General features: G+C 45.5%; 30 protein-coding genes. 2 read left to right on the forward strand and 28 right to left on the reverse strand.

All coding sequences use genetic code 11. The features are described 5' to 3' along the window. Positions 1-116: 116 nt before the first annotated feature. From ACT89M_RS17870 to mtrB, 6 genes are all read right to left on the reverse strand, one after another. A complete protein-coding gene (locus tag ACT89M_RS17870) occupies positions 117-737 on the reverse strand; it encodes a UbiX family flavin prenyltransferase (RefSeq protein ID WP_154957582.1) in 621 nt (206 codons plus the stop codon). After that, positions 737-1,603 (reverse strand): UbiA-like polyprenyltransferase, encoded by an 867-nt coding sequence (locus ACT89M_RS17875; protein WP_090917224.1) that lies wholly within the window; start codon positions 1,601-1,603, stop codon positions 737-739. Before ACT89M_RS17875 ends, ACT89M_RS17870 begins: the two co-directional genes overlap by 1 nt. Further along, positions 1,596-2,324 (reverse strand): demethylmenaquinone methyltransferase, encoded by a 729-nt coding sequence (locus ACT89M_RS17880; protein ID WP_090917226.1) that lies wholly within the window; start codon positions 2,322-2,324, stop codon positions 1,596-1,598. Before ACT89M_RS17880 ends, ACT89M_RS17875 begins: the two co-directional genes overlap by 8 nt. A gap of 15 nt (positions 2,325-2,339) precedes the next feature. Continuing rightward, the gene (locus tag ACT89M_RS17885) at positions 2,340-3,203 is read right to left on the reverse strand and encodes a heptaprenyl diphosphate synthase component 1 (protein WP_154957583.1); all 864 of its coding nucleotides are present in this window, start codon (positions 3,201-3,203) and stop codon (positions 2,340-2,342) included. A gap of 107 nt (positions 3,204-3,310) precedes the next feature. Next, the gene (locus ACT89M_RS17890) at positions 3,311-3,856 is read right to left on the reverse strand and encodes a hypothetical protein (RefSeq protein WP_154890623.1); all 546 of its coding nucleotides are present in this window, start codon (positions 3,854-3,856) and stop codon (positions 3,311-3,313) included. A 142-nt stretch (positions 3,857-3,998) separates the two neighbouring features. Next, positions 3,999-4,220 carry a trp RNA-binding attenuation protein MtrB gene (gene mtrB, locus ACT89M_RS17895; protein WP_090917232.1) on the reverse strand — a complete coding sequence of 74 codons (222 nt, stop codon included), beginning with the start codon at positions 4,218-4,220 and terminating at the stop codon, positions 3,999-4,001. A gap of 144 nt (positions 4,221-4,364) precedes the next feature. Between mtrB and ACT89M_RS17900 the strand changes: the two genes are divergently transcribed. After that, on the forward strand, positions 4,365-4,517 hold the full coding sequence (locus ACT89M_RS17900; protein ID WP_167375654.1) for a hypothetical protein: 153 nt from the start codon (positions 4,365-4,367) through the stop codon (positions 4,515-4,517). A gap of 92 nt (positions 4,518-4,609) precedes the next feature. Here ACT89M_RS17900 and ACT89M_RS17905 read toward each other — a convergent pair whose 3' ends face one another. The 22 genes from ACT89M_RS17905 to ACT89M_RS18010 all read right to left on the reverse strand — a co-directional run bounded on the left by ACT89M_RS17905 (position 4,610) and on the right by ACT89M_RS18010 (position 24,489). Further along, positions 4,610-4,882, reverse strand: a complete 273-nt coding sequence (locus tag ACT89M_RS17905) for an HU family DNA-binding protein (RefSeq protein WP_090917341.1) — start codon at positions 4,880-4,882, stop codon at positions 4,610-4,612. Between the two features lie 216 nt (positions 4,883-5,098). Then, positions 5,099-6,085, reverse strand: coding sequence for an ABC transporter permease (locus tag ACT89M_RS17910; protein WP_090917234.1), 987 nt, complete (start codon positions 6,083-6,085; stop codon positions 5,099-5,101). Beyond that, entirely contained in the window at positions 6,082-7,599 is a 1,518-nt protein-coding gene (locus tag ACT89M_RS17915) for a sugar ABC transporter ATP-binding protein (RefSeq protein ID WP_154890624.1), read from the reverse strand. The genes ACT89M_RS17910 and ACT89M_RS17915 overlap by 4 nt, the downstream gene beginning before the upstream one ends. Positions 7,600-7,676: 77 nt before the next feature. Continuing rightward, positions 7,677-8,774, reverse strand: coding sequence for a sugar ABC transporter substrate-binding protein (locus ACT89M_RS17920; protein WP_308723391.1), 1,098 nt, complete (start codon positions 8,772-8,774; stop codon positions 7,677-7,679). Positions 8,775-8,993: 219 nt separating this feature from the next. Beyond that, positions 8,994-10,472 (reverse strand): stage IV sporulation protein A, encoded by a 1,479-nt coding sequence (gene spoIVA / locus ACT89M_RS17925; protein WP_090917242.1) that lies wholly within the window; start codon positions 10,470-10,472, stop codon positions 8,994-8,996. A gap of 468 nt (positions 10,473-10,940) precedes the next feature. Further along, the gene (locus tag ACT89M_RS17930) at positions 10,941-11,750 is read right to left on the reverse strand and encodes a hypothetical protein (RefSeq protein WP_253493331.1); all 810 of its coding nucleotides are present in this window, start codon (positions 11,748-11,750) and stop codon (positions 10,941-10,943) included. Positions 11,751-11,808: 58 nt separating this feature from the next. Further along, a complete protein-coding gene (locus tag ACT89M_RS17935; protein ID WP_154958043.1) occupies positions 11,809-12,162 on the reverse strand; it encodes a 2Fe-2S iron-sulfur cluster-binding protein in 354 nt (117 codons plus the stop codon). Then, positions 12,162-12,797, reverse strand: a complete 636-nt coding sequence (locus ACT89M_RS17940; protein ID WP_308723392.1) for a hypothetical protein — start codon at positions 12,795-12,797, stop codon at positions 12,162-12,164. Before ACT89M_RS17940 ends, ACT89M_RS17935 begins: the two co-directional genes overlap by 1 nt. A gap of 85 nt (positions 12,798-12,882) precedes the next feature. Then, positions 12,883-13,062 (reverse strand): DUF2768 family protein, encoded by a 180-nt coding sequence (locus ACT89M_RS17945; RefSeq protein WP_090917248.1) that lies wholly within the window; start codon positions 13,060-13,062, stop codon positions 12,883-12,885. 170 nt (positions 13,063-13,232) lie between these two features. After that, the gene (locus ACT89M_RS17950) at positions 13,233-13,508 is read right to left on the reverse strand and encodes a stage VI sporulation protein F (RefSeq protein WP_090917250.1); all 276 of its coding nucleotides are present in this window, start codon (positions 13,506-13,508) and stop codon (positions 13,233-13,235) included. 114 nt (positions 13,509-13,622) lie between these two features. Continuing rightward, positions 13,623-14,663 carry an NAD(P)H-dependent glycerol-3-phosphate dehydrogenase gene (locus ACT89M_RS17955; RefSeq protein WP_090917252.1) on the reverse strand — a complete coding sequence of 347 codons (1,041 nt, stop codon included), beginning with the start codon at positions 14,661-14,663 and terminating at the stop codon, positions 13,623-13,625. After that, positions 14,656-15,279 carry a glycerol-3-phosphate 1-O-acyltransferase PlsY gene (plsY, locus tag ACT89M_RS17960; RefSeq protein ID WP_090917254.1) on the reverse strand — a complete coding sequence of 208 codons (624 nt, stop codon included), beginning with the start codon at positions 15,277-15,279 and terminating at the stop codon, positions 14,656-14,658. The genes ACT89M_RS17955 and plsY overlap by 8 nt, the downstream gene beginning before the upstream one ends. An 11-nt stretch (positions 15,280-15,290) precedes the next feature. Then, positions 15,291-16,613: a ribosome biogenesis GTPase Der gene (gene der / locus ACT89M_RS17965; RefSeq protein ID WP_090917256.1), complete on the reverse strand. Its 1,323-nt coding sequence runs from the start codon at positions 16,611-16,613 to the stop codon at positions 15,291-15,293. A 194-nt stretch (positions 16,614-16,807) separates the two neighbouring features. Continuing rightward, positions 16,808-18,022 carry a 30S ribosomal protein S1 gene (rpsA, locus tag ACT89M_RS17970; RefSeq protein WP_090917258.1) on the reverse strand — a complete coding sequence of 405 codons (1,215 nt, stop codon included), beginning with the start codon at positions 18,020-18,022 and terminating at the stop codon, positions 16,808-16,810. A 136-nt stretch (positions 18,023-18,158) separates the two neighbouring features. After that, positions 18,159-18,746 (reverse strand): lysophospholipid acyltransferase family protein, encoded by a 588-nt coding sequence (locus ACT89M_RS17975; RefSeq protein ID WP_145331754.1) that lies wholly within the window; start codon positions 18,744-18,746, stop codon positions 18,159-18,161. Next, positions 18,743-19,447, reverse strand: a complete 705-nt coding sequence (gene cmk / locus ACT89M_RS17980; protein ID WP_090917262.1) for a (d)CMP kinase — start codon at positions 19,445-19,447, stop codon at positions 18,743-18,745. Before cmk ends, ACT89M_RS17975 begins: the two co-directional genes overlap by 4 nt. 103 nt (positions 19,448-19,550) lie before the next feature. Further along, a complete protein-coding gene (locus ACT89M_RS17985; RefSeq protein WP_186812259.1) occupies positions 19,551-19,730 on the reverse strand; it encodes a hypothetical protein in 180 nt (59 codons plus the stop codon). Positions 19,731-19,838: 108 nt separating this feature from the next. After that, on the reverse strand, positions 19,839-20,492 hold the full coding sequence (locus tag ACT89M_RS17990; protein WP_154890629.1) for a flagellar brake protein: 654 nt from the start codon (positions 20,490-20,492) through the stop codon (positions 19,839-19,841). A gap of 149 nt (positions 20,493-20,641) precedes the next feature. Next, complete coding sequence (gene ypeB / locus ACT89M_RS17995; RefSeq protein ID WP_341181026.1) at positions 20,642-21,988, reverse strand: germination protein YpeB; 1,347 nt, start codon at positions 21,986-21,988, stop codon at positions 20,642-20,644. Positions 21,989-22,606: 618 nt separating this feature from the next. Beyond that, the gene (gene prsW / locus ACT89M_RS18000; RefSeq protein ID WP_154957591.1) at positions 22,607-23,293 is read right to left on the reverse strand and encodes a glutamic-type intramembrane protease PrsW; all 687 of its coding nucleotides are present in this window, start codon (positions 23,291-23,293) and stop codon (positions 22,607-22,609) included. A 42-nt stretch (positions 23,294-23,335) separates the two neighbouring features. Continuing rightward, positions 23,336-23,950: a genetic competence negative regulator gene (locus tag ACT89M_RS18005; RefSeq protein ID WP_090917274.1), complete on the reverse strand. Its 615-nt coding sequence runs from the start codon at positions 23,948-23,950 to the stop codon at positions 23,336-23,338. Positions 23,951-24,138: 188 nt separating this feature from the next. Next, entirely contained in the window at positions 24,139-24,489 is a 351-nt protein-coding gene (locus ACT89M_RS18010) for a hypothetical protein (RefSeq protein ID WP_154957592.1), read from the reverse strand. 94 nt (positions 24,490-24,583) lie between these two features. Between ACT89M_RS18010 and ACT89M_RS18015 the strand changes: the two genes are divergently transcribed. Then, entirely contained in the window at positions 24,584-25,498 is a 915-nt protein-coding gene (locus ACT89M_RS18015; RefSeq protein WP_154957593.1) for a polysaccharide deacetylase family protein, read from the forward strand. The last annotated feature ends 31 nt before the right edge of the window (positions 25,499-25,529 follow it).

The following is a 25,529-nucleotide window of genomic DNA, read 5'->3' on the forward strand; positions in this document are numbered from 1 at the left end:
CTGTGGACACATTTATCTGGCCATCAGCACTCACCGATACCCCGGGAGTCAGGGGATCATGTCCATGTGTCGCACTTTTCTGATCCGGTTATTCAGAAAAGCGCGACCCGGCTACATTATCCCCGTTCATCCGGTTCTCCCCATCTAGTAAACAGTTGATGCGGGATGCGCAAGCTATCCAGCACTTTACCTACTAAAAATAAAATTAAATCCTCCATGCTCTGAGGTTTGTAATAAAAGGCAGGCATCGCCGGGATCATTCGCACACCAAGACGTGAAAGCTTCAGCATGTTTTCCAAGTGAATGGCATGCAAAGGCGTCTCACGAGGCACAAGAGTTAACATCCTGCCTTCTTTCATCATAACATCTGCCGCGCGTGACATCAGATTGTCTGAAGATCCGTTTGCAATCGATGAAAGAGTGCCCATGGAGCAAGGCATGATAATCATGCCTTCCGCCAGATAAGAACCGCTGGCAATCGAAGCCCCGATATCACTAACGGGATGATAGATTAACGATCCACCGCGATGACCGAATTTTTCTTGGAGCAGGCTCTCCCGGTTCGTCACATCCCAGTCCATTTCTTCCTTTAGTACACGCCAGCCAGCATTGGAAATAACCAAATGAACGGCATATCCCAGGTCAAGCAACGTTTCAATCAATCGGATACCATATATGCTGCCACTCGCTCCGGTGATTCCGACGACAAGTCGTTTATTCTCCGGTTGCTGCATCATTATTTCACCGCCAGATCAATGAATGTAAACGTAAATACGACTAGGCTCAGTACACTATTCATCGTAAAGAATGCCGTTTGTACACGGCTCATATCATTAGGTGACACAATATAGTGCTCATAAAGCAGGATACCATACGTAATCAGCATACCTGCGCCATACCACCAGCTCAGATCGGTCATTAGTAACAAGGCAAGGAAACCAATCGCCGTAATGACATGAAAGAACTTGGCAATCTGCAATGATTTCACAAGTCCGAAGCGGGACGGAATGGAATGCAAACCTTCTCCCTGATCAAACTCCAGATCCTGACATGCATAAATAATGTCAAAACCGGCAGTCCAGAATACAATCGTAACGTACAGAACAATCGCTGTCCAATCCATAGTACCTGTCACAGCCACCCATCCTCCCAAAGGAGCAAGGCCAATGGTCATCCCCAGTACGACGTGACAAAGCCATGTGAACCGTTTGGTGTACGAATATAGCACTAACATGAAGACTGCAATCGGCAACAACTGCATGGATAATACATTAAGATTGGATGATGCCCAGAATAATAAAATAAACGAGATGATGATAAAAATAATAACCTCGCCATTCTTCAGCAAGCCTGCTGGAATAGCTCTCATCGCCGTACGTGGATTTTTTGCGTCAATCGCCTGGTCAATAATCCGGTTCAAACCAAATGCGGCACTCCTTGCACCAACCATGGCAAGTAATACCCACATAATCTGCATCCAGCTCGGGAACGTGTTGTTAACAACCATCGATCCCAAGATAGCGCCCATAAAAGCAAAAGGTAAAGCAAAAAGCGTATGTTCAATCTTGATCATTTCTAAAAAGATGCGAATTTTCCTAAACATTCTGATTCTCCTTGGTTCCAATATGCAGTGCCGCGATGCCTCCGGTTAGAGGGTAGGCCTGCACCTGTTGCAATCCAGTTTCAACAAAAATGTCTGCCAGTTCCTTTCTACCCGGGAAAAGCGCCAGAGAGTCCGGCAGCCATTTATACTGCTCATAACGTTTGGCAAACAGTTTCGCCATATTTGGCAGCATATGCTCAAAATAAAAATAATAAATGCCTTTAAACGGCTGCCACGTTGGTTTGGACAATTCCAGACAAACCACCATACCGCCGGGTTTTACAACACGTTTCATTTCAGACAAAACCTGTCTTAGATCAGGCACGTTACGTAAACCGAATCCAATCGTAACATAATCGAACGTATTGTCTTCAAAGGGCAAAGACATGGCGTTCCCTTGAACGAGCGTAATCTGTTTTGAACGGTTCACCGCATCAATTTTCGTCTGGCCCACTTCCAGCATGTTGCTACTGAAATCCAGCCCGTGCATGTGCCCCGTTTCACTTGCCTGTGCCATAGCGAGCGTCCAGTCGCATGTGCCGCAACACAAATCCAGTCCCGTATCTCCCTTGGACATATTCATCTTCTTCATCGTGAATTTACGCCAAGCTTTATGCCTGCGGAAACTCAGAATATCATTCATGACGTCATACTTGCCGGCTATACTCTGAAAAACCGAATGGACAAATTCTTCTTTCGGTTTGGTCTCTCCGCTACCCATTCGTCTGTCTCCCCCTCAATCTTCCCTTACTGCCGCATGTGAAGGCTGCACATAGGACAGGTAAGGCTCAAGAATTGCCTCGAACTCATGCATATCTTGAAGACCTTCCTCATCTTGCAGCAAAAGCTGAATGCGGTGTGTGCACTCGCGAAGCTTGTCCAGCAACACCTCGCTTATGCTGTGTTTCAGCACCATAGAGCTCCACATACGTGGTTCGAGCTCCATTTGAGTCAAATGACCGCGTTCCTCGTCATTGCCGTTCTCGTACACATACCAGAACGCATAGCTATGAAGCATACGCTTCTCGTCACGCATCCGATCCATTTCTTCTATGATGGTTTCGCAAGTGCTGAACTCCATCAGCAAGCTGTTCCATAACGGCTTATCCTCAACAGGCATCATGTCTGTAAATGAAAGAAACAGCTGCATTCTCAGCTGTACCGTTTCACGCAAATATTCATCAGCCGAAACGAGAAGTTTTTTCATCCGTTCATACAGCGTCATCTTACGTGCGTTTACTTCGGAAACAGCACCGCTAAGCTTACCGATCATTTCTATTTTGCCTGCATGAGCAAGCAACTGATAGAAACGGCTACTCAGATAATCTCCAGCGAGAACATTTAATTGGCGTGAACGCATCTCCTGTTCTACCCGATCACCGGAAATCGTATCGATTCGATCATGCGTATCCATAGCCAACTGAACAAGCGAGGTCGCAAGAGCGTAAAGTTCCTGATGACCCTTTTCGTCTGTTCGGCCCACAAATACCTGTAACAGACGCGCCCGGCTATCCGGAAATGACGGGATTTCCGTATGTTGTCGAATCATGTCGTAATCCGTATATTTCTTTGCAAGTTGGGGTACACGATATGAATTCATTCTCATCCTCCGAGGCTTTGCTTTGTCAAACCATTTCTGCACTACAATCTTATATATTATAGCATATGTTTATTCGGCACGCACTGAATCCTGCTATTTGATTACCCCTAACTGGTCATTTCGAACTGCTTCTTCCACAGTTCCGTCTGCATCAGATTGAACCAGTCTTTTAAATCCTCCGAAAATGCCGCGCTTTTCCACGTGCGAAGCATGTCAATGGCATACATAGGCCATTCTCCTCGCCTGATATCTGCCGCAAGTAGCAGATGACGTCTATGCACCCATTCATCCTCGGCCATGACGCGAAGGAGCACCTGCTCCACGTTGTCTACACTGCGAAAACTCAGATCCACGACTGCCGCCATATTTTCATAAATTTCAGTATAACTCGTATCCGTTCCTTTGACTTTGAGGTCAAGTGTCAAAATAGACTGTTTCCACTCCACTCTAGCAATCGGCGTAGACATATGAAGTGAACTCAGTACATCAACCAGATTATCATTGGTCAACTGAATCGTTTGATGAGAAGCGGTTACAGGCTCTGCCCGGTCCCCGCCCCATGTACGTGTATGTAAGCTTTGGAAAACCACGAGCACGATGACTGCCGCAATCGTTGACAGCATGGACGCAGTCACAATCATTCCCGGTTTCATAAGCGCCTCCCTGCCTTTACCTGTTAGTGTAGTCTGTCCGGTAAAGGCTCATACCTCATTGTACAATCAAAAAAAGCAGGCTATGCCTGCAATTTTCATCTCATTCAACCTTTTTAATGTACCTAGTCAAACTCTTTCAAGACTATTCCGATTCAATCTCTCCATGCTTCGTAATTAGCGTAGCTTTTCCCCGGATTTTAATGGCTGAAGTATGTGTTGTAAATTGGGCAATCATCACTTCGCCTTTGTCCAGCTTCTCCGTGTGGTGAAATCGTGTGTCCTGCCCCCGGGTCAAGCCAATCACCTGTACACCGTTTTCTTCTGCTTTAATTACGATAAAGTCATTGCCCGTAGAGTGATCCATCCCGCACGTCCCCTTTTCTGATTTCATAGCGTTAATGATGATCAAGATTGTTTCATTTGTCAACAAGTCCTGGAGGGAATATACCGCAAGAAACCATAATTCCCGGGTCATACTATAACGATCAGCCAGGAAAGGAGAGTTTGCATGAAGTACACCCCCGCTGTGCTCAAGGATGAGCATGTACACCAGTTACAGGAGATTGAGCATCATCTGTCTGCCGTTACGGGCAAAGATCTGATTCTAATCGCTTACAGTGAGCAACCGGAACTTTCGGAAAAAAGTAAAGAGGTTGAGTAACAGATTACGAAAATTTCCTGTTTATAGGCAAAAGAAAAGGCCGTGAACAAGTCACGGTCTTTTTTCGTTGACATATGGAATATGTAGAAATCTTATTTAATTCCGTCTTTGAGCGCTTTACCTGGTTTGAACGCAGGAATTTTGCTCGCAGGAATTTCGATTTCTTCACCTGTTTGCGGGTTGCGTCCTTTACGTGCAGAGCGCTCGCGAACTTCGAAGTTCCCAAAACCAACCAATTGTACTTTGTCTCCGTTTTGAAGAGCCTCAGAGATCGCTTCGAATACGGCATCAACCGCTTTCGTTACATCCTTTTTGGACAATTCAGTAGCCTCGGATACGTGTGTAATCAAGTCTGATTTGTTCATTTGTTTTTCACCTCCTGAATCAATGTCCTGAATGTTATACTGTGTTTCCGTTTTATAAGGAAATATACGTTCATTCACAAAAAAACGTTGACCATTTTGAGCGATGAACATTCATCTCCGCCTGCGGCCCACAGTCATTTCTGGTAAAAGCCGCCTGAAACCTCGCGTGTTTCTGACGCCGAACAAATTTTATACTAATACAGACAGCACACAATTTCAAGTGCGGCTACGGTTTAAAACGTAAAATGTAACTGCCAGAGCCAGCACAAGCACTCCGCCTTTGACAATATCATGTGTAAAATACTGGACATTCATCATCGTCAATCCATTGACCAGGACACCAATCAGAACGGAACCGATAAAGGTTCCGATTACATTCGGCTTCCCGGCGCCAAAAACAGAAAAACCAACAAATACAGCAGCTACGGATTCCATTAACAATGGAGATCCGGCATCAATCTGTCCTGATCCCACTTTGGACGCATAGATGATTCCTCCAATAGCCGCGAAGATTCCAGCTGCCACATAAGCAAGTGTTCGAACCTTTTTCACCTTGATCCCAGAGAGCCTTGCCGCCTCCTCATTTCCGCCTGTGATATACATTTGCCTACCATATTTGGTGTATGTCAAAAAGATATGAACACCGATTACAGCAATAAGCAGCAGGATAACAGAAATCGGCATCCCCAGCCATTTCCCTTGCCCAATCAACAGAAACGTCGGGTCCATCTCTCCAGCAGCCTTACTTCCATCCGGGAACTGCATATGGTTGTAAATTGTATATCCCTGCGCATAGGTTTTGTGGATACCTCCGATAATGTACATTGTAGCAAGCGTTGCAAGCAGATCAGGAATACGCAGTTTTACAATCAACAGCGCGTTCAGCAGACCAATGATAGCCCCGATAACGAGAGGTACGATAATAACGACAGCAAGAGGCTGTTGATACCAGATCATTAATGACGCAGTAACAACGGTTGTCAGCGAGACGGTCGCTCCCACAGAGAGATCAAATCCATCTACAATGAGAGATAATGTTACACCAATCGCCACAAAGGTTACGATCGAGATCGAACCCAAAATATCCGTCAAATTGCTATACGTGAAGAAATAGGGCAGTTTTATGCCGAAAAAAGCAATAACGCCTATAATGACTATAATCGCCCCATACCGGAACGCAAAATCGAGTGATTTATCCTTCATGCTTCCACCTCTTGTCCACCGCTTGCATAGTAAAGCAGCTGTTCTTGGTTCGTCTCGCCACGCTGGAACTCTTTTACGATAACCCCTTCACACATGACCGCAATACGGTCTCCGATCCCCATTCCTTCATCCAATTCACAAGTGAAATAGATCACCGCTTTACCAGCCAACGCCAATTCATTGATAATGCGGAAAATGTCACTTTTCGCCCCGATATCCACACCTTTTGTTGGTTCGTCAAAAATAAATACATCTGCATCCGTACGCAACCATTTTCCTATGGCTACCTTTTGCTGATTACCGCCACTTAAATACTTCACTTCCTGTTTCACGGAAGAAGTCTTGATGCCGAGTTGTTCCACTAGTGAATCTGCATGATGACGCTCACGTTTGCGGTTAACAAAGCCCAGTCGACTAAGCTTGGAAAGCAAGGGCAGGCTCAGATTACGTTCCACGTTCTCCTGAATAAGAATGCCTTGTTTACGTCGTTCCTCCGGAACAGATACAATGCCTAGAGCCGCTGCATCCGCGGGTTGAGACAGACGGATATTCCGTCCGAGTAATCTTATCTCACCTGCCTGCAATCGATCAGCACCAATCAGCAGACGAGAGCATTCCGTTTTTCCAGCACCCACGAGCCCAACCACAGCCAGCACTTCTCCGCGGCGAACCTCAAGGTCCACCCCTTTCACCTTCAACCCCCGCCGAAGACCTCGGGCTTGCAGCAGCAGCTCTCCCACAGGTGCTTCGGTCTTGGGAAACTCTTCTTCGAACGGTTTGCCTAACATTTGCGTAACCAGATCGTTGATCGTCAGTCCATTTGTTTCACCGGTAAACACATGACGACCGTCCCTCATCACAGTAACCCGGTCACAGTGACTCGTTACTTCGGCAAGACGATGAGTGATGAAAATGCAGGCTACTCCGCGTTCCTTCAGCAGGTGTACAATGCGAAAGAAGGCATCAGTCTCCTCTTGACTCAGAGGTGCAGTTGGCTCGTCGAAAATAATAACCTTGGCATCCTGAATCAGGATACGCGCAAGCAAAATCATCTGTTTCTCGGCCAGGGTCAGCTCGGCCACTTTACGGTGAATCGAGATATGATCTGCCCCGAGCTGTTTCAATGCTTCCTTGGCACGTTGTTGCAACGTTCTTGGACTTTTCCACCATCCTCCAGCCGATGATGCCAACTGATCTAGCATAATATTCTCGGAAGCAGTCAGCTGCGGCACAAGTGCAGCATCCACTTCCTGATATACACAGTGAATTCCACTTGCCTTGGCTTCTCTCGGAGAATGGAGGCCCAGTTTATAGCCATTTAGACGGATCGTTCCCTCATCCAGTTGGTACGCGCCTGACAGTATTTTCATCAAAGTACTTTTGCCCGCCCCGTTCGCTCCAAGAAGGGCATGGATCTCTCCACCTTTTACAGAAAAATGTACGTCCCTCAGCGCAGGTATGCCTGAAAAATGCTTATGGATATGCTCCATATCCAGTGATATCGGGTCCTTCATGATGTTGCCTCCAATCAGCTGTATTGCCTGTCATCGCCTGAAAAAAAGCGCGCCTCGCGGCGCGCTTCTATCGCTGCTTACTTCGCAGTGATCCCGTACTCGCTCATCCAGTCCTTGATCCCTTGAGTACTGCCTCCCCAGCCTTTTACGTACTCAGACAGCTCAGATGTGGAGATTTGTTTATCAGGCAAAGCCTCGCGTTGTACGTACACCGGATTAAGAACAACCGCATCTTCAGTTTGGTCCCCATGCAACTTCTGGTATGCATATCGAACTTGTACACGTCCAATGTCTGTTGGATCTACAGCAGCGGAAGCAACCCAAGGATTTTTCGGGTCCTGAATCATTTGCAGATCTTCGTCACTCATGTCAATTCCATACACCTTAATCTCATCACGCCCTGCTTGCTGAATGGCACGCGCCGCACCTTTTGCAAACTCGTCCCACGCGGCCCAAACCGCTGTAATTTCACCTTTTGGATATTGTTTCAGGATGGCCTCCATTTTGGCTTGCGTATCCAGCGCGGGGTTCTGTGCAGAACCAAATGTCGCAATTTCTTTGATTTCTGGATTAGCCTTCAGGAATGCTCCGTAAGCAATCTGGCGACGTTCCATTGGAGCAAAACCGGCCACCCAGACTTTCACGATGTTACCTTTACCATTGATATCCTTTTTCATCTGTTCCAGTGTTAGTTCAGCCATCTTCTGGTCATCTTGTGACAACACCGTAGCGCCCGGCACACTGATCGCTGCATCAAATACAACGACTGGAATCTTTTGCTCAACCGCTTTTTTCACCCCTGGTTCCAGGAGCGAGTCACCGTGGTCTGTCAAAATGAGATCAAATTTCTGGTTGATTGCACTGTCAAGCAACGATACCATTTTGGCTTTATCGTTATCTGCAACAAAGGTGGTGAGTTCACCTCCGAATTTGGCGATTTCCTCTTTCACTCCTTGTACATACTGCTGTGAAAATGTCCCTGTATTAAATTCCATAATTAACGCAACCCGTTTACCGCTTAAAGGTCCTGTAACGGCTTCCGTCTTCGGTGTTTCACCTGCTGATCCTGATGCAGAAGAGGCCGCTGGTTCTTTTTTAATTCCGCAAGCTGACAACGCCAGTACCAATACGAGTAAAACGCTTAACCCAACCCATTTGAAATTTCTTTTCTTCATCTCGTTCTCCCCCTGTTTCGCTCGCTGTGACTTCAATCACAATAGTTGTTTATTAATATAACGACTAATCCCCAGTATGTAAATATGTTTTAGTGATTTAAAGCTGAAACTTACTACATTTTTCAAAAATAAATTATTTTCACATCCATTTCATCCATATTCAAGAAATAAACCCAAAGAAAAAGACCATGAGATCAAGCCTCACGGTCTTTTGAACAATTAAAGTATGATGGCGATCAATCCGCCTGATCCTTCGTTAATGATTCTACCCAGTGTCTCTTGCAGTTTATATCTTGCATTATCCGGCATCATCGCGATTTTACCCTGAATGCCTTCACGCACAATGGAGTGTAAAGAGCGACCAAACATATCTGAATCCCATACCTTGATCGGATCGTTCTCGAAATCCTGCATCAGATATCTCACCAGTTCCTCGCTCTGTTTCTCCGTACCGATAATCGGTGCGAACTCCGACTCCACATCGACCCGAATCATGTGGATGGACGGTGCCGTCGCTTTCAGGCGAACGCCGAATTTCGTGCCCTGACGAATCAGTTCCGGTTCATCCAGCGCCATCTCGGCAAGTGAAGGAGCAGCAATACCATAACCTGTTGTTTTGACCATTTCTAGCGCCTCTGCGAAGCGGTCATATTCTCTCTTCGCATGGGAGAACTCCTGCATCAGTTGCAACAGATGATCCTTGCCCCTGATTTCAATCCCCACAACTTCCACGAGAATCTGGTCATATAACTCATCCGGCGCGTAGAGATCTATCTCTGCTACACCTTGCCCCATATTCATACCACTAAGACCCGCACGGTCGATAAATTCATATTCCATGAATTGTGACACGACCCGATCCACGTCGCGCAACCTGCGAATATCTTTTACCGTATCCCGTACCGAATTCTCATAGTTGTTACGAAGCCAGTGTGTGTCATTCAGCACCATAACCCAGCTCGGGAGGTTCACATTCACTTCATGCACAGGGAACTCATATAATACTTCACGGAGTACACCAGTGACATCATCTTCCGTCATCGTCGCAGCACTTAGCGTCATGACCGGAATATCGTACTTGGCAGCCAGCTCGCTCCGAAGTTGCAACGCTTCTTCACTACGAGGCCGGGTGGAGTTGATGACCAGAACGAACGGTTTACCCACTTCTTTCAACTCTGCAATCACTCGTTCTTCTGATTCCACATAAGAACTGCGAGCGATTTCGGCAATGGTTCCGTCTGTTGTGACCACCACACCAAGTGTGGAGTGCTCCTGTATGACTTTTCGGGTACCAATCTCTGCTGCTTCCTGGAATGGAATCGGCTCCTCGAACCAAGGTGTGGAGATCATACGCGGACCATTTTCATCCTCGTATCCCTTTGCGCCTTCCACGGCGTAACCCACACAATCCACCAAACGTACATTGACATCCAGTCCTTCAGCCACTTTGATCTGAACTGCATTATTCGGTACAAATTTGGGCTCGGTTGTCATGATCGTTTTACCTGCTGCACTTTGTGGAAGTTCATCCACTGCACGGGCGCGATCAGCCTCGCTTGCGATGTTAGGCAATACGATCGTTTCCATGAATCGTTTAATAAATGTTGATTTCCCCGTCCGGACTGCGCCGACAACCCCGAGATAAATATCCCCTCCGGTCCGCTCAGCTATGTCCTTAAAAATGTCCACTTTCTCCAATGAAATCCCCTCCTTAAATTACTCCGAAGGAAAAATGCTAAAGAGCATCCGCTTCGTTTTTTCAATCAGAAGACTGAAATCCCTGCAACGGTAGAGCCGCCTTTGTGAGTGCCCGGAAGTCGTCCGCCGCCGAACGTTGCATTCTGATGAAACCGGCGAGAGCGGCGTTAACTCGTACATGCAATTGGACTAGTATCATCTTATGTACCTGTATGCGGCAATATGACGTGTTTTTTTGTTTTTTTATCTCATGATGGTGACATGAAGAGCATCCTCCGATCCCGGACTGCGCGTCTTTATTTCAATCTACTTTATGAGAACCCCTCTCTGTTTATGACACCTCTCACATCTTGAACCCTATTCTTTTCACAAAAAAGAGACACACCACGGAACGCGGCATATCTCTTTCGGGATTCTGTAGAGCCTTGAAATTGTACTTTTATTTAATAGTATACGTCTGTTCTTCACTTACTTACTTTGGTTTTGAACGATCTGTGCGACAGGTGTATTATTCTCCAGCGTATATGGAACAGATTTTACAGGTACGAAATAGGAGTGTGTAAGCAAATGATTACGTAAATCCGGGTCATCAGAGACAGCATGCTCATCATCGGATGAACCATCTGTTTTTTCCAATGCCTGCATAATATCAAAAGCATAATCCACAAACACTGTACCCTGTTCATTCATCATAAAAGGCAGTTCCTGACCCGAATATACACTTTTTAGCGTAATTGAAGGAGATCCCGGCTGTGCCGCTAAGTTCATATCCACCGCATGGAAGCCAGGATATAACTTTTCACCCGCAGGCAGTTGTTGATTATGTACAGATTTGTACTGATCCACCATGCGTTGCACATCATTTACTTTCTGCACCGTCTGGAGATCCATCACTTTCACTGTCGGTTTCACTTCCTCATTTTGTATCAAAAAGTAAGCGCTACCACCATTCTCAAAGGCCGTTCCAGGTATATCATCAAGATAACCCAGCTGCTTCAATTTAGACAGGTCTACTCTAAACTTTTCATACTTCGGCGTATCCGCGTCCGCGTTCAGAATTGGCAGTATGCCCTCGTCCTTTTGAAACGCTTCAATCGCACTCTGAATACGATTTACACTTTCGCGATAAGCTGTTTTGGGATCAGAATTACTCTGAGAAGGATACAAGCAACCACTCATTGTCAGCATGAGCAGAAGAAGTAAAGACAGACACTTCATCTGCTGTAACAAATCCAAGGGATGTCTTCCTTCCGCAGTTTTATTCTTCTTTTTATTCATTCGCACCCTCCTTAAACATTCAAAACATAGCTTGACATTCGATTTTCACTTCTTGTTATTATGCGAACCAGTCATCATCTTGCTGCTGACGCTCAAGCTGTTTCCTTATGGCGGCTTTCAGCGGATCTTCGGGAACCTGCACGGTCAGTTGTCCGCATACTTTCGCCTGACACGAGAGTCTTGTTCCATCGTCAAGCATTAGTCCGAGCTTCCGTCTCTCCGCATCCGTAGGTGGAAGCAGTGCATGCCGCTCCTCCGGCGCCACGTTAACTTTGCACATCAGACATGCCGCTTTGCCATCGCACCGGGTTGATATTCGAACACCAGCCCGACGCGCAGCTTGTAAAAGGGTTGTGCCGGGATGAACTTTGATGGATTTGTTCATCGGTAAAAATGTAATCATCTCTTGCATCATCGTTCCTCCCCAGCTTGATCCGACCAAGAAAACCCGATCAGTTCTTCCACTTCTGATCTGAAACGAGATCCCCATATGTTATGTTGACTTAACGCAATCATCGCAGGTCGATGAACCTCAGGCTCTAGACGAATTCGCGCTGCGATGGGGACATACCGATCTTCACGTCCGCGAAGCAGATTAAAAAGCAATTCATGCGCAAGCGGCATTAGTCGCAACCGGTATGCGTCCACCTGAGTCTCGGAAGCATAAAGAGCTAGCACATGTTCGATCTGGATACGATACCAACTTTCGCGCGCCCATACTTCAAAACCGCCTACCAGTTCCAGTGAGCATGCGCCCACCTGGTAATGACTCAGCAGGGAAGCATAAGGCCCCGTTTTGTCTATTGCAGGCTCATCAAGCTTGTTCCCGGGAGCACAGATATGCAGCTTTTTGGCATCAGCAATATCAGCATACACATCTATATCTCGAGGTGCTTGTTGCAACTCGACCCCTTGAAGCAGTAAACCGCAACTACCACCTAGTAACCAGGTATAAGGCTGACGATCCCATGCTTTTGCCGTATCCAGTAAAGCCTGGTGTAATTCCGGATATCGCGCAGTCCAATTCCCCATTTCATGCGGTACCATAGCTACACACTCCTCCCATCCGTATTTTCATTGTGTCCGTTCTTATGATGCGCTTATGCGGATGTTCTCTCTCCCATGAGGGAATTTAGGTCAGAGAAGCGATTCCACCAAAAAATCCGATGAGCATAATTAAAAAGGCAATAATCGAAAGAATCCCCCGCACGAATCCTTTTGTTTTGGCACGAGCAAATGTAATCAAAAATACAGATAACCCCATAATGAGGATAGCAACTAATGACAGCCACATCTTGTCCATTGCGCTCATAAACCAGCAGTCTCCCCTTCAATCCGATATTCATCACGAAATTGTGACAATTGCAATCATTATAACATGAAATCGAACGTATTTTTCCTATAAAAAGACAAAAAAGCAAGCCAGCATCTGCTGGCTTGCTTTCGTAATGCCCGATTCCTGCGTGAGCAGGCAACGAACGATTATTTTTTTATCATCATCTTCATTAACGATTCCATATTGCTTGGATTCAGCCCACTTTTCTTGACTGCACTCACAATATCCTGAACCGTATCCTCAGATACCGGTATTTTCGCCATGGCGGATACTTGTTTAATCAACTGGCGCAACTGAGCCTCATTCTGCATCGTTGTTGGTTTCACTGTGCTTGCCAGCTTTTTGACAGCTCCTTCAGTGATCGTTTTGCCTGTCTTTTTGTTGATGGCTTTCAGCGCTTCTTTCGAAATGTTGTTACCCATTCGTCTCCCCTCCTCCGGCAATACTCATGTGTATAATATGAGTGTGCCGGGGAAAAGGTGATTAAGCTGCATCATTTTAAACTAGGCCATCGTAACGATATTTAAACCATCAACTCAGGAATGCCATTGCTCCCAAGTTTCCAGCTTCATTACTTCCATCTCCGTTTTCGGATCACGTCCCATCAAGGCTTCAACGGCATCACGTGGCTGCCGATTCTGAAATAACACATGGTACAATTGATCCGCAATTGGCATCTGAACACCGTATTTTTGGGATATAAAATAGGCGGCCTGAGTAGTTCGAATACCTTCAACCACCATGCCCATGGACTGCAACACATCATCCAGCTTCTGTCCCTGCCCCAGCATAGATCCGGCTCTCCAGTTCCGACTGTGCTGACTTGTAGCTGTAACAACGAGGTCACCGATTCCCGCTAGTCCAGAAAACGTTAATGGATTAGCTCCCATCTCAACACCGATTCGAGTAATCTCGGCAAGTCCGCGGGTTAACAACGCCGCCTTGGCATTATCACCAAACTGCAGACCATCCGACATGCCTGCCCCGAGCGCGATGATATTTTTGAAAGCCCCCGCTAGTTCAACTCCAAGCATATCCCGGTTTGTGTACACACGAAAATAGGCATTCATAAACAATCCCTGAACTGCCTCCGCAGATGTTTTATCCAATGAAGCTACAACCACGGTGGTTGGACAGCGCTTCACCACTTCCTCAGCATGACTTGGACCAGACAATACAACAATCTGTCCTTCTTCACATTCAAGCTCTTCAGAGATCACGGTAGACATCCGTTTCAAACTTTCCGTTTCAAAGCCCTTCGTTGCATGAATAATCAGCATATCGGGTGTATAGAAAGGTTTAAACTGATGTGTAACCGCACGCATCGCAGACGAAGGCGCTACAATTAACACAGCCGCCGCATCTGCAACCGCAGCTTCCATATCGCTGGTTGCGCGAATGCGAGGAGACAGCTCTGCACCCGGTAGATAACGTGTATTCGTGTGCTGGGTATTAATCTCCGTTGCTTGTTCTTCGCTACGTGTCCACATCACCACATCCAGTTCGTTCGCGGCGAGGACACTGGCCAAGGCAGTTCCCCAACTGCCTGCGACCAGTACGGCAACTTTTTTAGACAACGCGTTTCCCCCCTCCAGGGTTCTTTGATCCCAATTTATTTTCCTGTCCTTTGGCGAGCTTCGCAATATTCGTACGATGTCTCCAGAATGCAAACAGACAAATAATCAGACTGCCCCAAAAGATACTCATTGAATACCCAGGCAGGATCAAGATGAAAACAGGAGTCAGTGCTACAAAAATTAAAGAGCCGAGCGAAACATAACGTGTCAGAACGATGGACAGGATGGCGATGATCCCGGCATAAAGCGCAGGCAGGAAAGCCAAGCTTACCAGTACTCCAATCGCAGTAGCAATGCCTTTGCCTCCGCGAAAATTGAAATAAAGGGGCCAGTTATGACCTGCGATGGCAGCAATACCGCTGAATGCAGCAATCCATGGAGACCCGTTACTTAACCATATGCCAATCCATACTGCAGCAATACCTTTGATTACATCAAGTAGCAGAACTGCGATAGCCGGCCCTTTACCCAGAATACGCAGCGTATTCGTTGCCCCGGCATTACCGCTTCCGTGTTGACGTATATCAATCCCCCGTATTGCTTTTGCAAGAAGAACACTAAAACTGATCGAACCAAGCAGGTAGCTCAGTACAATAGCTGCGATGGATAAAATCACAAACTTCTCCCCTAACCTTCGTCGGACTTCCTCCGAGTAAATATGCGAATTGGCGTGCCTTCAAAATCAAACGCTGCACGGATTTTATTCTCCAGGTAACGCTCGTACGAGAAGTGCATCAATTCAGGGTCGTTAACAAAGATAACCATAGTCGGCGGTTTGACCGCAACCTGAGTCACATAGTTAATTCTCATTCTCCGCCCTTTATCGGTTGGCGGTGGATTAATGGCTACAGCATCCGATACCACATCATTAAGCAGATGTGTCTGAACACGCAAAGAATGCTGTTCTGCTACACGCTGTACCACTGGCAACAATTTTTGTAAGCGTTGTTTTGTCAGTGCGGACAAAAAGACAACCGGAGCATAGGTCATAAAGAGGAAATGATCCCGAATCTTCGTCTCGAATTCCTTCATCGTTTTATCCGTTTTCTCTACAACATCCCACTTGTTTACCACGAACAATGAAGCTTTACCCGCTTCATACGCATAACCGGCAATGTGCTTGTCCTGTTCAATAATGCCTTCTTGACCGTTGATAACAATCAGAACAACGTCCGCACGCTCAATAGCACGCATCGCACGCATTACGCTGTACTTCTCCGTCGTTTCATATACTTTACCGCGCTTCCGCATACCCGCCGTATCAATCAGCACGTAACGTTGCCCGTCTTTTTCAAAAGGAGTGTCAATTGCATCACGTGTTGTACCGGCTACATCACTCACAATAACACGTTCCTCACCCAGGATGGCGTTCACAAGTGAAGATTTACCCACATTAGGTCGGCCGATCAGAGCTACACGAATTACATCCTCATCGTATGTCTCTTCCTCAAGTTCAGGCAATTTCTCCACAATCGCATCAAGCAAGTCACCAATTCCCGTACCGTGACTGCCAGATACCCCGATCGGATCACCAAAACCGAAGCCATAAAACTCATAAATCAGCTCACTGCGCCCAATGTTATCCACTTTGTTCACGGCTACCACGATCGGTTTACCTGAGCGATAAAGCATCTCAGCAACTTCTTCGTCCGATTGCGTAATACCCGCCTTGGCATCACACATAAACACAATTACATCTGCTTCTTCAATCGCAAGCTCCGCCTGCATGCGAATGGATTTCATAATGACGTCTTCGCCGTCAATTTCGATACCACCCGTATCAATAATACTAAATGCTTTTCCGTTCCATTCACCGATTCCATAAATCCGGTCACGGGTAATGCCCGGCTTATCTTCCACAATGGCCAGTCTGTCGCCGATAATCCGATTGAAAATGGTGGATTTACCCACGTTTGGTCGGCCGACAATTGCCACAACTGGTCTTGCCATACATTCCACTCCTCCTGTCCATACTTACGTTACTCATCATAGCAAAAAAGCTATGGCTTGGCTAACGTTTCGTAACGAACCGAAACGATATTCTCGCAATAACAACAATCGGCGAACCCGCTGGGGCTCGCCGATCTTGCTTTTATTGTTCAGCAAAATATGCAGTATATAACTTAGAACCATGCATGTATAACTTATTTGAATTTGCTGAGTTTGTCACCAAACAGTTCGCCGAGCGTAGTGCTCATACCTTGATTGTTCAAGGAAACGTTCGGATTGTTGATTTCTTCACGTGGAGCGTTGTTTCTTGCTGGGCGCTCTGATTTTTGTGGTTGAGCAGGAGCTTCTTCTGTTTCTTTGATGCTCAAGCTTACACGTTGTTCAGCAGGGTTCATGTCCAAGATTTTCACTTGAACTTCTTGGCCCTCTTTCAGCACTTCATGTGGAGTACCGATGTGTTTATGGGAAATTTGTGAGATATGCACAAGACCCTCAACACCAGGAGCGATTTCAACAAATGCACCGAAATCAACCAGACGTTTTACAACACCTGTTACGATATCACTTGTGTTGAATTTGTCACCAGCTGTTTCCCAAGGACCTGGTTGAACAGCTTTCATGCTCAGGCTGATTTTACCTTTTTCAGGATCAACTTTCAGCACTTTAACATTTACTTTGTCGCCTTCGGACAATACATCGGATGGTTTGTCAACGTGAGTCCAAGCCAGCTCGGATACGTGTACCAAACCGTCAACTCCGCCTACATCAACGAAAGCACCGAATTGAGTCAAGCGTTGAACTGTACCTTCAATGACTTGACCTTCTTGCAAACCAGCCATTACTTGAACTTTGTTTGCTTCGAATTCTTGCTCCAGAACGTCTTTTTGGGAAAGGATCACTTTGTTGTTCTCACGATCGATCTCTTTCACTTTAACACGCAGTGTGCGACCTTTGTAGTCGCTGAAGTCTTCAACGAAATGACGCTCAACCATGGAAGCCGGGATAAATCCACGAACGCCCACGTCTGCAACCAAACCGCCTTTAACTACATCACCTACAACAACTTCGAACACGTCTTGGTCTTCAAAATGCTTTTGCAATTGCTCCCAAGCGTTCTCGCTGTCGATCGCACGTTTGGACAGAACGAGTTTTTCTTTCTCGTCGTCGATGCTAAGAACTTTAGCTTCAACTTCTTGTCCAACTTCTACTGCTTCAGACGCGCTGTCTACGTGAAGCGAAGACAGTTCACGAATTGGAATAACACCGTCATATTTATATCCAATACTTACATAAGCTTGGTTATCTTCCAATTTGACGATGGTTCCTTTTACAGTATCTCCTTTTTTCAAGGAAACGAATTGATCCAACTCATCTTGGGTTGCTTCTTGATTTTTCATTTCTTCCGACATGTCAAATACCCTCCTCAATTCAAAAACCCCATTATATTCAAACCTGCCTTGGCAGAGTTCAAAACACTTTCATGCAAATGCACTTCACATAGCATTCCTCAAAAATATGGAAACATGCACTCACAGTAGACCTGCCTTACTTACTAGGCTCGCCTGTTTTCACCATTTCGTTAATTTTGGACATGATTTTCTCGGTAGCTCTTTCCAAAGCATCTCCGGAAGTGTCTTCCTTGAACTCGTCCAAATTGACCGGTGCGCCATATACTACTTTCATCTTATGAAAAAGCTTGTAGTTGCCGATAATAGCAGTAGGGATTACAGTAGCACCGCTGCGGAGAGCAAAACTCGCTGCTCCTTTTTTACCAATTCCACCATCATTGTGACGGCTTCCCGCTGGGAAAATGCCAAGCACTTCACCACCACGCAAAATATTGAGTGAGGTTTTGATGGATTCTTTGCTGACGCCTCCTCGCTTTACAGGGAAGGCACCGACAGCCTTGATAATCGGCCCTAGCACCGGAACATCAAACAATTCGCTTTTAGCCATAAATCTCACTTGACGGCGAATTTTGATGCCAACGGTTGGCGGATCAAAGTTACTGATATGATTGGAGCATAAAAGTACACCGCCGTCTTTCGGGATATTTTCCCGTCCAACTGCCTCCAGGCGAAAAAGAATGGTATACATGATCCGCAGTACAGTCTTGCAAAAGGTGTAAATCATAGACCGCTCTCTCCTCTGACCATTGTGCAATAAGATACGATTTTGTCAACCACTTCATGGATATTCATCTTCGTTGTATCCAGGACAATCGCGTCCTCTGCACAACGAAGCGGGGAGACTTCCCTGTTCTCATCCAGTTTATCACGGGTTGCAATATCTCGCTCTAGTTGCTCCAACGTCAGCCCATCGGATGGTTCCAGTTCTTTGAAGCGGCGAAGTGCGCGCTCCTGCACACTGGCAGTCATAAAAATTTTCACTTCCGCATCGGGCAATACAGTCGTTCCGATATCGCGCCCATCCATGACGACGCCCTTGCGCAAAGCCATTTGCCGCTGAGTATCCACTAATTGTGTACGCAGCCCCTCGATTTGCGCATATCGAGACACGATTCCCGTTACTTCACGGGAGCGGATTTCCGAGGTAACATCCTCGCCATTACAGAACACTTTCTGTCCACCCCGATCCGGTTGTAAATCAATAACCAAATCTTGAGCTTCCTGAAGTACCTGAGTCATATCTTCCGGAGATATATCTTTCCGAAGCATATGCAAGGATACTGCACGGTACATTGCGCCTGTATCGACATAAATGTATCCGAGTTCCTCTGCAACCAAGCGGGCCACCGTGCTTTTTCCGGCACCAGCAGGTCCGTCAATTGCAACGTTCATCTTCCCGTCTTCTGATGTGTTCTGGCTAGCCAACGGGGCATTCCTCCTCAAACGATAAACCTCAATAAAAAAACAGGCATTGCCTGCATCGTGAAAATTATACCACACTCTACACATGGATGCAAAAACAGACAAATCAGCCATTCCGGTCTTTGCTGTTACTTTGCATATGAACCGGGGTACCTTCTAACCGGTCAATCGTTGTCATTATTTTCTTCAAATCCGGGACAAGCAGTAACAATTGACAGAGAATAACGAGGATCAGGAGCAAGCCAATGAATAGCAACGCTCTTCGTTCCAACCGTTTTGACATCATACAATAAATATGTTCAATTCTCCATGCATCAGAGCGTTTCTTCATAGCAACATTCTCCGTTTTTGCCTTACGTTGCCCAGTACAATACTGTTTTATGCCTGCACACGTCTACTTCATACGATAATCCAGTTGCCGTTCAAAACAAAATTTGATGACCTTCTGACGTTCTGAATCCGTAATCTGTGAAAATTTTAGCATACCTAACTCACGGCCCGATTCCAGCTTTTTAATGCGAACTACCTCGGCTTCGAATTGAACATGGTCAATTGACCCATTGCGATAAGGAACCAATAGCCAGCATTTCAACTTTTGTTCTTCCTGCACTTTGACATCAGGCTCGATGTATACGGACAATCCTCCGCCTCCGATGTCTTCAGTCAGCACGACCGCACGTGTAAGGTCTTCACATTGAATCGCCAATTCAAGACTGGCGTGAACGCGAAGGAAGCTACGGCGCTGAATTTTGGAAATCTCATCAGGAAGCGGTTTTCGAATGCGGACCAGACGAACGACATCTTCCTCGAACCCTGTTACGTAAGTATTAAAATAATGGCGGACTCCACTCTCGTTCATATACGATATGGACAATTCTTCTCCGAAAAAGAGTCTTTTTAAACGACTGTTCCCCTGCTGCATCGGAACTTCAATCAAAAAACTGTCATCATCGGTATCTGCGATACGCGATTTGTATTCCTTATGTTCCTCTTTTTCGTCAGCCGATGCGATCTGGATATACAACACTTCATTTATTTTAGGAAACAATCGGTTCACCGCCACTTATGTATTTATCTTTGTCTCTGCAAGGACTATTATACCATGACCTTTCTCACATGGAACAAGAAAAAACAGACCATTGAAATGGTCTGTTTTCGCATGATTAATTTTGAGAATACACATTCTGCTAAACGCTTTTAGGAGGTTGCATTCACTGGCTTAATCTCTTCAACCGCCTCTTCCATTCCTGTATCGGCATTAATGTAAATTCGGTAACGCGAACCGTTGATTCGTCCCCCGAATTCATAACAAAGCACTTCTTTGCTGTATTCATTCTCGATCAACGATTTGCGAACATAATTTTCTTTGAAATCTGAATTCAGTTTTTTGCGAGCCTGATCAGCCGTAAGCTTTGCTTTTGGAATCTGACGTTTGTCGTTATGCTCATATACATAGTCGCTTGCCTGAAAACCGGTGACTTCCCCCGTATCCAGACCTACACGTACAGACATTTTTTCTGGATAAATCAACGTATCTCCTTGCTTGTGCACATACGTGAGGTTCGCCAAATTACCGAACTCATCGTAGTTGACAGCTTTCATATCCTTATATCCTTTATTGACAAGAAACTGATCCGCTTGTTTCATTGCCTCTTGACGGGACACTTTTTTAGCTCCAACCGTTCTGGTGTCACTGTACGAGATAAGCTTCCCACCGTTGCGTGTGAAATCCATCATCAGTTTCCCGTTTCTGGCATGCTGGATGGTGGCGGTATATGATTCCCAGTCCGTCCCTTTGCCGTTCTCCTGAACCTGAATCTTACCACTTTCCACATTCGAGAATTTGGCGGCCTTCTCCTGGATCTGCTCTCTGGAAACAGGCATTCCGCCAAGCTTCTTCACAGAGCGTTTGGTAAACATATTAGAGACGGAAGGGCCCCAATCCAGCTCCGGGTAGTCTTTTACTTTTTTATTTACGGTCCGGAAACCGTCCACGATGGAATTATCGTTTGTCTGCTCCTGAGTTGCCATAACGGTTTCAGCATCCATCCAGCGCAAACGATCAGCTAATACTTTCTGTTGAACTTCCTTCAGACTATTTTTAATCTCCGAAGAATTTTGATACAGTGTCTTTAAATTACCCATTTCCTTCTTACTGAGTGGCTCATTTGTCAGGTCACGCATGGATGCCTGATACGCAAATTTCGAGATACGCGAGAGGAACTCCTCAGTCTCATTGAAGGGAAGCATGCCGAGCGGCAGTTGATTAATTTCATTCTGAGCTTCGCTAGTAAGCCTCCACACATTCATCAACCCTTTGCGATGCATCCCCTGTGAACTTGAATGTACAGCAAGCGTGTTCCCAATCTCCGAATGTAATTTATCCATATGGAATGATAGGTCGTGAAATGCACGCTGATATTGATTTTCCGCCTTGATCAGTATCGCATTCTTCTCCTGATTCTCCTGATAACCCCACACGAGTGCGCCGATCAGGAGAACTGCAAATATCGGAAACATGACTGAACTTAATCGTTTATACACGGTAGATTCTCCTTTCTTCTAGGGTGTGTCTGAAAACAATGGAGGAAGCAGATTTTGCCGAATTTTCGTTCCAAGCCAGGAAGTTTACCGCAGGCGTGCCGGGGCACGTCAAGGGAAAGTGACGCAGCAGGGAGCGAAAAGGTGGTAAAAGATGCACTTCAGTGGATTTCAAGACACGCCTTGATCACTGCCTTTATTGTGGGTCGAAGAAAGTCCTCTTATGCATGCGATTTCCAGCCGGAACGAAATTTGCCTTTAACGAATGAAGCTAAGACTTTTTTGAGTAAGGCTTGTTGACTTCACTTTAATCGAACATATAGCCGACTAGTGCAACATATAGCTCGTCGCCATGCCCTCTTCTTCAATGTCAAATTGATCCTTGTTATCACAAAGGCACTGTTTAAACCCAGTATCAATGCGCCCACGTTCTTTCTTGCCTCTTAACGTGAAACGTTCACCACATTGTTTGCATCTAATTTTAATCTTGATTCTTGTCATTGGATATCCCCGTTTCATATCGTCGTACCCTTGTTTTCTAGAACACAAAAAAGACACACCAGGGTCTGCGTTTTAAACGCTTTATGTCCACCAGTGTGTCCGTATTTTTATAATTTAATCTCATCCCTCTCGTTTCACGAAGCGAAAAGGAGAACGGTTGTTAGCCCGTGTAATCTTGCCTATTGCTCCATACCACAGACCCGCCATCAGAGGCGCGATGAACCACAGCCAGTGATTCACCATCATATTCATAATAACATCATACAATGCGTGCCAGAAAAACGGAAGAATCAGAGACAGACTGAGATACCACCGTTTCTTCTTCGTATCATCAATGAATTTGGCTTTGCCCATGTAATATCCCATAATAACGGCAAACATCGCATGACCTGATACAGGCAGGAGGGCCCTTAGAAACATACCTGATACGGAGGCATTGCCTGCAAATGCGTACAGCACATTTTCCACTGTAGCGAAGCCCAATGATACCGCAACGGAATATAAAATTCCGTCATATGGCTCGTCAAATTCGGTGTGATTATAGATAATGTGGTAGATCACAAACCATTTAACAAACTCCTCAACTCCGCCCGAGATTACGATGGATTCGAGAAGGGGACTATCTCCAAGCCACAACATCATGCCTCGCTGAATAATCATCACGGGCAGAACGATCAGAATCCCCATGAGAAATACTCTCAGAACCATGTGAAGTGGTTCATAATCATACCGGTCTTTAAGATAAAAGTATGTTAACAAGGCGAGACCCGGAGCAACTGCTGCAGCTAGAAGCGATAACAAAAGCACCGAAATTCCCTCCCCTGAATAGTGACGCGATGATAACGATGTTTAATCCTGACGTTTGAAGTGTGTGCAGATGACATCAATCGCTTGTTCAGGAATAACGACCTTTCCATACTCCTCCATAACAGCTGGAGTGACCGAAGAACCTTCTCCAAATTCAGCCAGCAAAGCAATCAATGCGGCATGTTTGGCGGTGTCTACATCATCCGGTTCAAAATGTAAGAACCATTTATTTTTATAAGAATACAGTTTCCCCGCATCCGTAACATGTTGACGTAACATATGGGCAGCTTCAATCAGCACCTCAAAATCCTTAAATGCGTATACGATGGAGTCACTTTGCTCCAGTGTAACTTCCATTTCATATACTTCTTCAGGAAGATCATCTTCATGACCTGAACCATATTGTTGCGGATCATATTTTCCACGAGTAACAATGACAACCATCCCTTGAGCGGGAAGTGCGAATACTTCAACAGCCAGCGGACCTGTAGCATCAAAGCCAAGTTCAGAATAAGCCTGGTCCATCATTTCAGTGAACAGTTCATGTACCTTCGGTAATTCCTGCCACATATCTTCTTTTTGTATTCCGCGCTCGCTCAGATCGTCAAAGGTCAGGAAAATCCGTATCTTATCGTGACTTAGTCGTTCTATTTTCATACAGGATCTCCCCTTTATAAGCAAGTCTTATAACAGATTATGAAGCACAAAACAATATGTGCTGAAAATAAATCTATGTAGTTATGTTATCATTTTATACCTATAAATGCACGCAGTAAAATCAACAAAAAAAAGAATCAATCCACATCAAATCAAGACTGTGGATGATTCTTAATGGATGTTACGGGTTACAAACCCGGTACTGATGTATTGGTTTGACTTAAAATCTGCTCTACTTCATGTTTAACATCCGGGTTCGTCCGAATAAAATCTTTAAGCATATTCATGTTTTCTTCTTTTTCTTTTGGTGAGATCACTCTGCTGGTTTTTGATGCCGACTTGTGCGGTTCACCATGATGATCCGGTTTGCTACTGAAGCTATCCATGCCTGGAAAAGTCATTTCCATCATTTTATGTCTGGCCTGGTCAACCATGTTTCGAGATGAACCTGAAGACAACATGGGCATTCTGCCCTTAGCTAACCAAGAACTGGCTGCAACACCAACGACTATACCCCAGAAAAAGGATGACGCCTTCATTACACCAACCTCCTTTAAGTGTTAAAATCAAAAGTAGTGTTTGCTGTAGAAGACAATCTCATTCCGCATAAATACAGGAAAGTGAGCTGAGAAAATGTTGAAACGCGCCACCTCGCTGTTACTCATAACCAGCATATTGCTATCTGCATGCAGTGCACAAAATCAATCTGCATCTGATGCCAAGGATATGAAAGACGATACTGCTGTCATTCTTACGGAGAAAAAAACCGAAGAAAACCCAAGCGCAGAATCCCAGATTGAAAATAACGAGACAGATACTGAAATTCATCCTAAAACAGACACAAATATAACTGGTACTAAGCCAAAAATTCCATCCACGGACGGAACCTCAAGGGAAGTGCTCGTTAAAAAGACGTATCATATGAATTCGAGTTATGTTATTAAACCTAATGATGAATCCAGCCCTGCTAAAGTGGTCTTGTTAACCTTTGACGACGGACCAAAGGACGAAAAGATGATTAATTCACTTATGGATACTTTGGATAAACATCACGCCAAAGCCATATTCTTTGTAAATGGAGACCGTGTCAAACGTCAGCCGAAGTTGTTGAAAATGATTCATGACCGAAAACAGATCATCGGTAACCACGCTTGGGATCATGAAGATTTGAAGAAAATGTCAAGTTCAGAAGCTAAGAAACAGGTCACCGACGTTCAACAAATTGTGAAAGACATCACCGGGGAAAAACCTCAGTTTTTCAGACCCCCTTTTGGCTCCGGAAATGATGCATTGAAAGATGCCGTCAAAGAAGAGGGAATGTTGTATATGACATGGTCCAACGGCTCACTGGACTGGGATAAGAGCACTAAAAACAGACCTGACAAAGTGATCCAGAATGTCCTGGATCAGCTTCACCCTGGAAGTAATATTCTGATGCATGAATTACCTTGGACGGTCGATGCTCTGGACGAGTTGTTAACGTCGCTTGAGAAGAAGGGTTATTCCTTTGTTGATCCACGCGCGATCGAATTGCAGTCCCGAAAATAGATGCCAATGCTAGGGCTACTGCACCACTGCG

It is taken from the genome of Paenibacillus sp. NN59 (genome assembly GCF_057597225.1).

Excerpts from the sequence above, each read along its gene's own strand:
- ACT89M_RS17870 (WP_154957582.1), bottom strand. The coding sequence starts at position 737 with ATGATGCAGCAACCGGAGAATAAACGACTTGTCGTCGGAATCACCGGA.
- ACT89M_RS17935 (WP_154958043.1), bottom strand. The coding sequence starts at position 12,162 with ATGCAAGAGATGATTACATTTTTACCGATGAACAAATCCATCAAAGTT.
- ACT89M_RS17910 (WP_090917234.1), bottom strand. The coding sequence starts at position 6,085 with ATGAAGGATAAATCACTCGATTTTGCGTTCCGGTATGGGGCGATTATA.
- ACT89M_RS18015 (WP_154957593.1), top strand. The coding sequence starts at position 24,584 with ATGTTGAAACGCGCCACCTCGCTGTTACTCATAACCAGCATATTGCTA.
- ACT89M_RS17885 (WP_154957583.1), bottom strand. The coding sequence starts at position 3,203 with ATGAATTCATATCGTGTACCCCAACTTGCAAAGAAATATACGGATTAC.
- ACT89M_RS17915 (WP_154890624.1), bottom strand. The coding sequence starts at position 7,599 with ATGAAGGACCCGATATCACTGGATATGGAGCATATCCATAAGCATTTT.
- ACT89M_RS17940 (WP_308723392.1), bottom strand. The coding sequence starts at position 12,797 with ATGGTACCGCATGAAATGGGGAATTGGACTGCGCGATATCCGGAATTA.
- ACT89M_RS17985 (WP_186812259.1), bottom strand. The coding sequence starts at position 19,730 with ATGATGTCAAAACGGTTGGAACGAAGAGCGTTGCTATTCATTGGCTTG.
- ACT89M_RS17945 (WP_090917248.1), bottom strand. The coding sequence starts at position 13,062 with ATGAGCGCAATGGACAAGATGTGGCTGTCATTAGTTGCTATCCTCATT.
- ACT89M_RS17950 (WP_090917250.1), bottom strand. The coding sequence starts at position 13,508 with ATGGGTAACAACATTTCGAAAGAAGCGCTGAAAGCCATCAACAAAAAG.
- ACT89M_RS17930 (WP_253493331.1), bottom strand. The coding sequence starts at position 11,750 with ATGAATAAAAAGAAGAATAAAACTGCGGAAGGAAGACATCCCTTGGAT.
- ACT89M_RS18010 (WP_154957592.1), bottom strand. The coding sequence starts at position 24,489 with ATGAAGGCGTCATCCTTTTTCTGGGGTATAGTCGTTGGTGTTGCAGCC.
- der (WP_090917256.1), bottom strand. The coding sequence starts at position 16,613 with ATGGCAAGACCAGTTGTGGCAATTGTCGGCCGACCAAACGTGGGTAAA.
- ACT89M_RS17890 (WP_154890623.1), bottom strand. The coding sequence starts at position 3,856 with ATGAAACCGGGAATGATTGTGACTGCGTCCATGCTGTCAACGATTGCG.
- rpsA (WP_090917258.1), bottom strand. The coding sequence starts at position 18,022 with ATGTCGGAAGAAATGAAAAATCAAGAAGCAACCCAAGATGAGTTGGAT.
- ACT89M_RS17900 (WP_167375654.1), top strand. The coding sequence starts at position 4,365 with ATGAAGTACACCCCCGCTGTGCTCAAGGATGAGCATGTACACCAGTTA.
- ACT89M_RS17920 (WP_308723391.1), bottom strand. The coding sequence starts at position 8,774 with ATGAAGAAAAGAAATTTCAAATGGGTTGGGTTAAGCGTTTTACTCGTA.
- ACT89M_RS17880 (WP_090917226.1), bottom strand. The coding sequence starts at position 2,324 with ATGGGTAGCGGAGAGACCAAACCGAAAGAAGAATTTGTCCATTCGGTT.
- ACT89M_RS18005 (WP_090917274.1), bottom strand. The coding sequence starts at position 23,950 with ATGAAAATAGAACGACTAAGTCACGATAAGATACGGATTTTCCTGACC.
- ACT89M_RS17875 (WP_090917224.1), bottom strand. The coding sequence starts at position 1,603 with ATGTTTAGGAAAATTCGCATCTTTTTAGAAATGATCAAGATTGAACAT.
- ACT89M_RS17975 (WP_145331754.1), bottom strand. The coding sequence starts at position 18,746 with ATGATTTACACCTTTTGCAAGACTGTACTGCGGATCATGTATACCATT.
- ACT89M_RS17905 (WP_090917341.1), bottom strand. The coding sequence starts at position 4,882 with ATGAACAAATCAGACTTGATTACACACGTATCCGAGGCTACTGAATTG.
- mtrB (WP_090917232.1), bottom strand. The coding sequence starts at position 4,220 with ATGGATCACTCTACGGGCAATGACTTTATCGTAATTAAAGCAGAAGAA.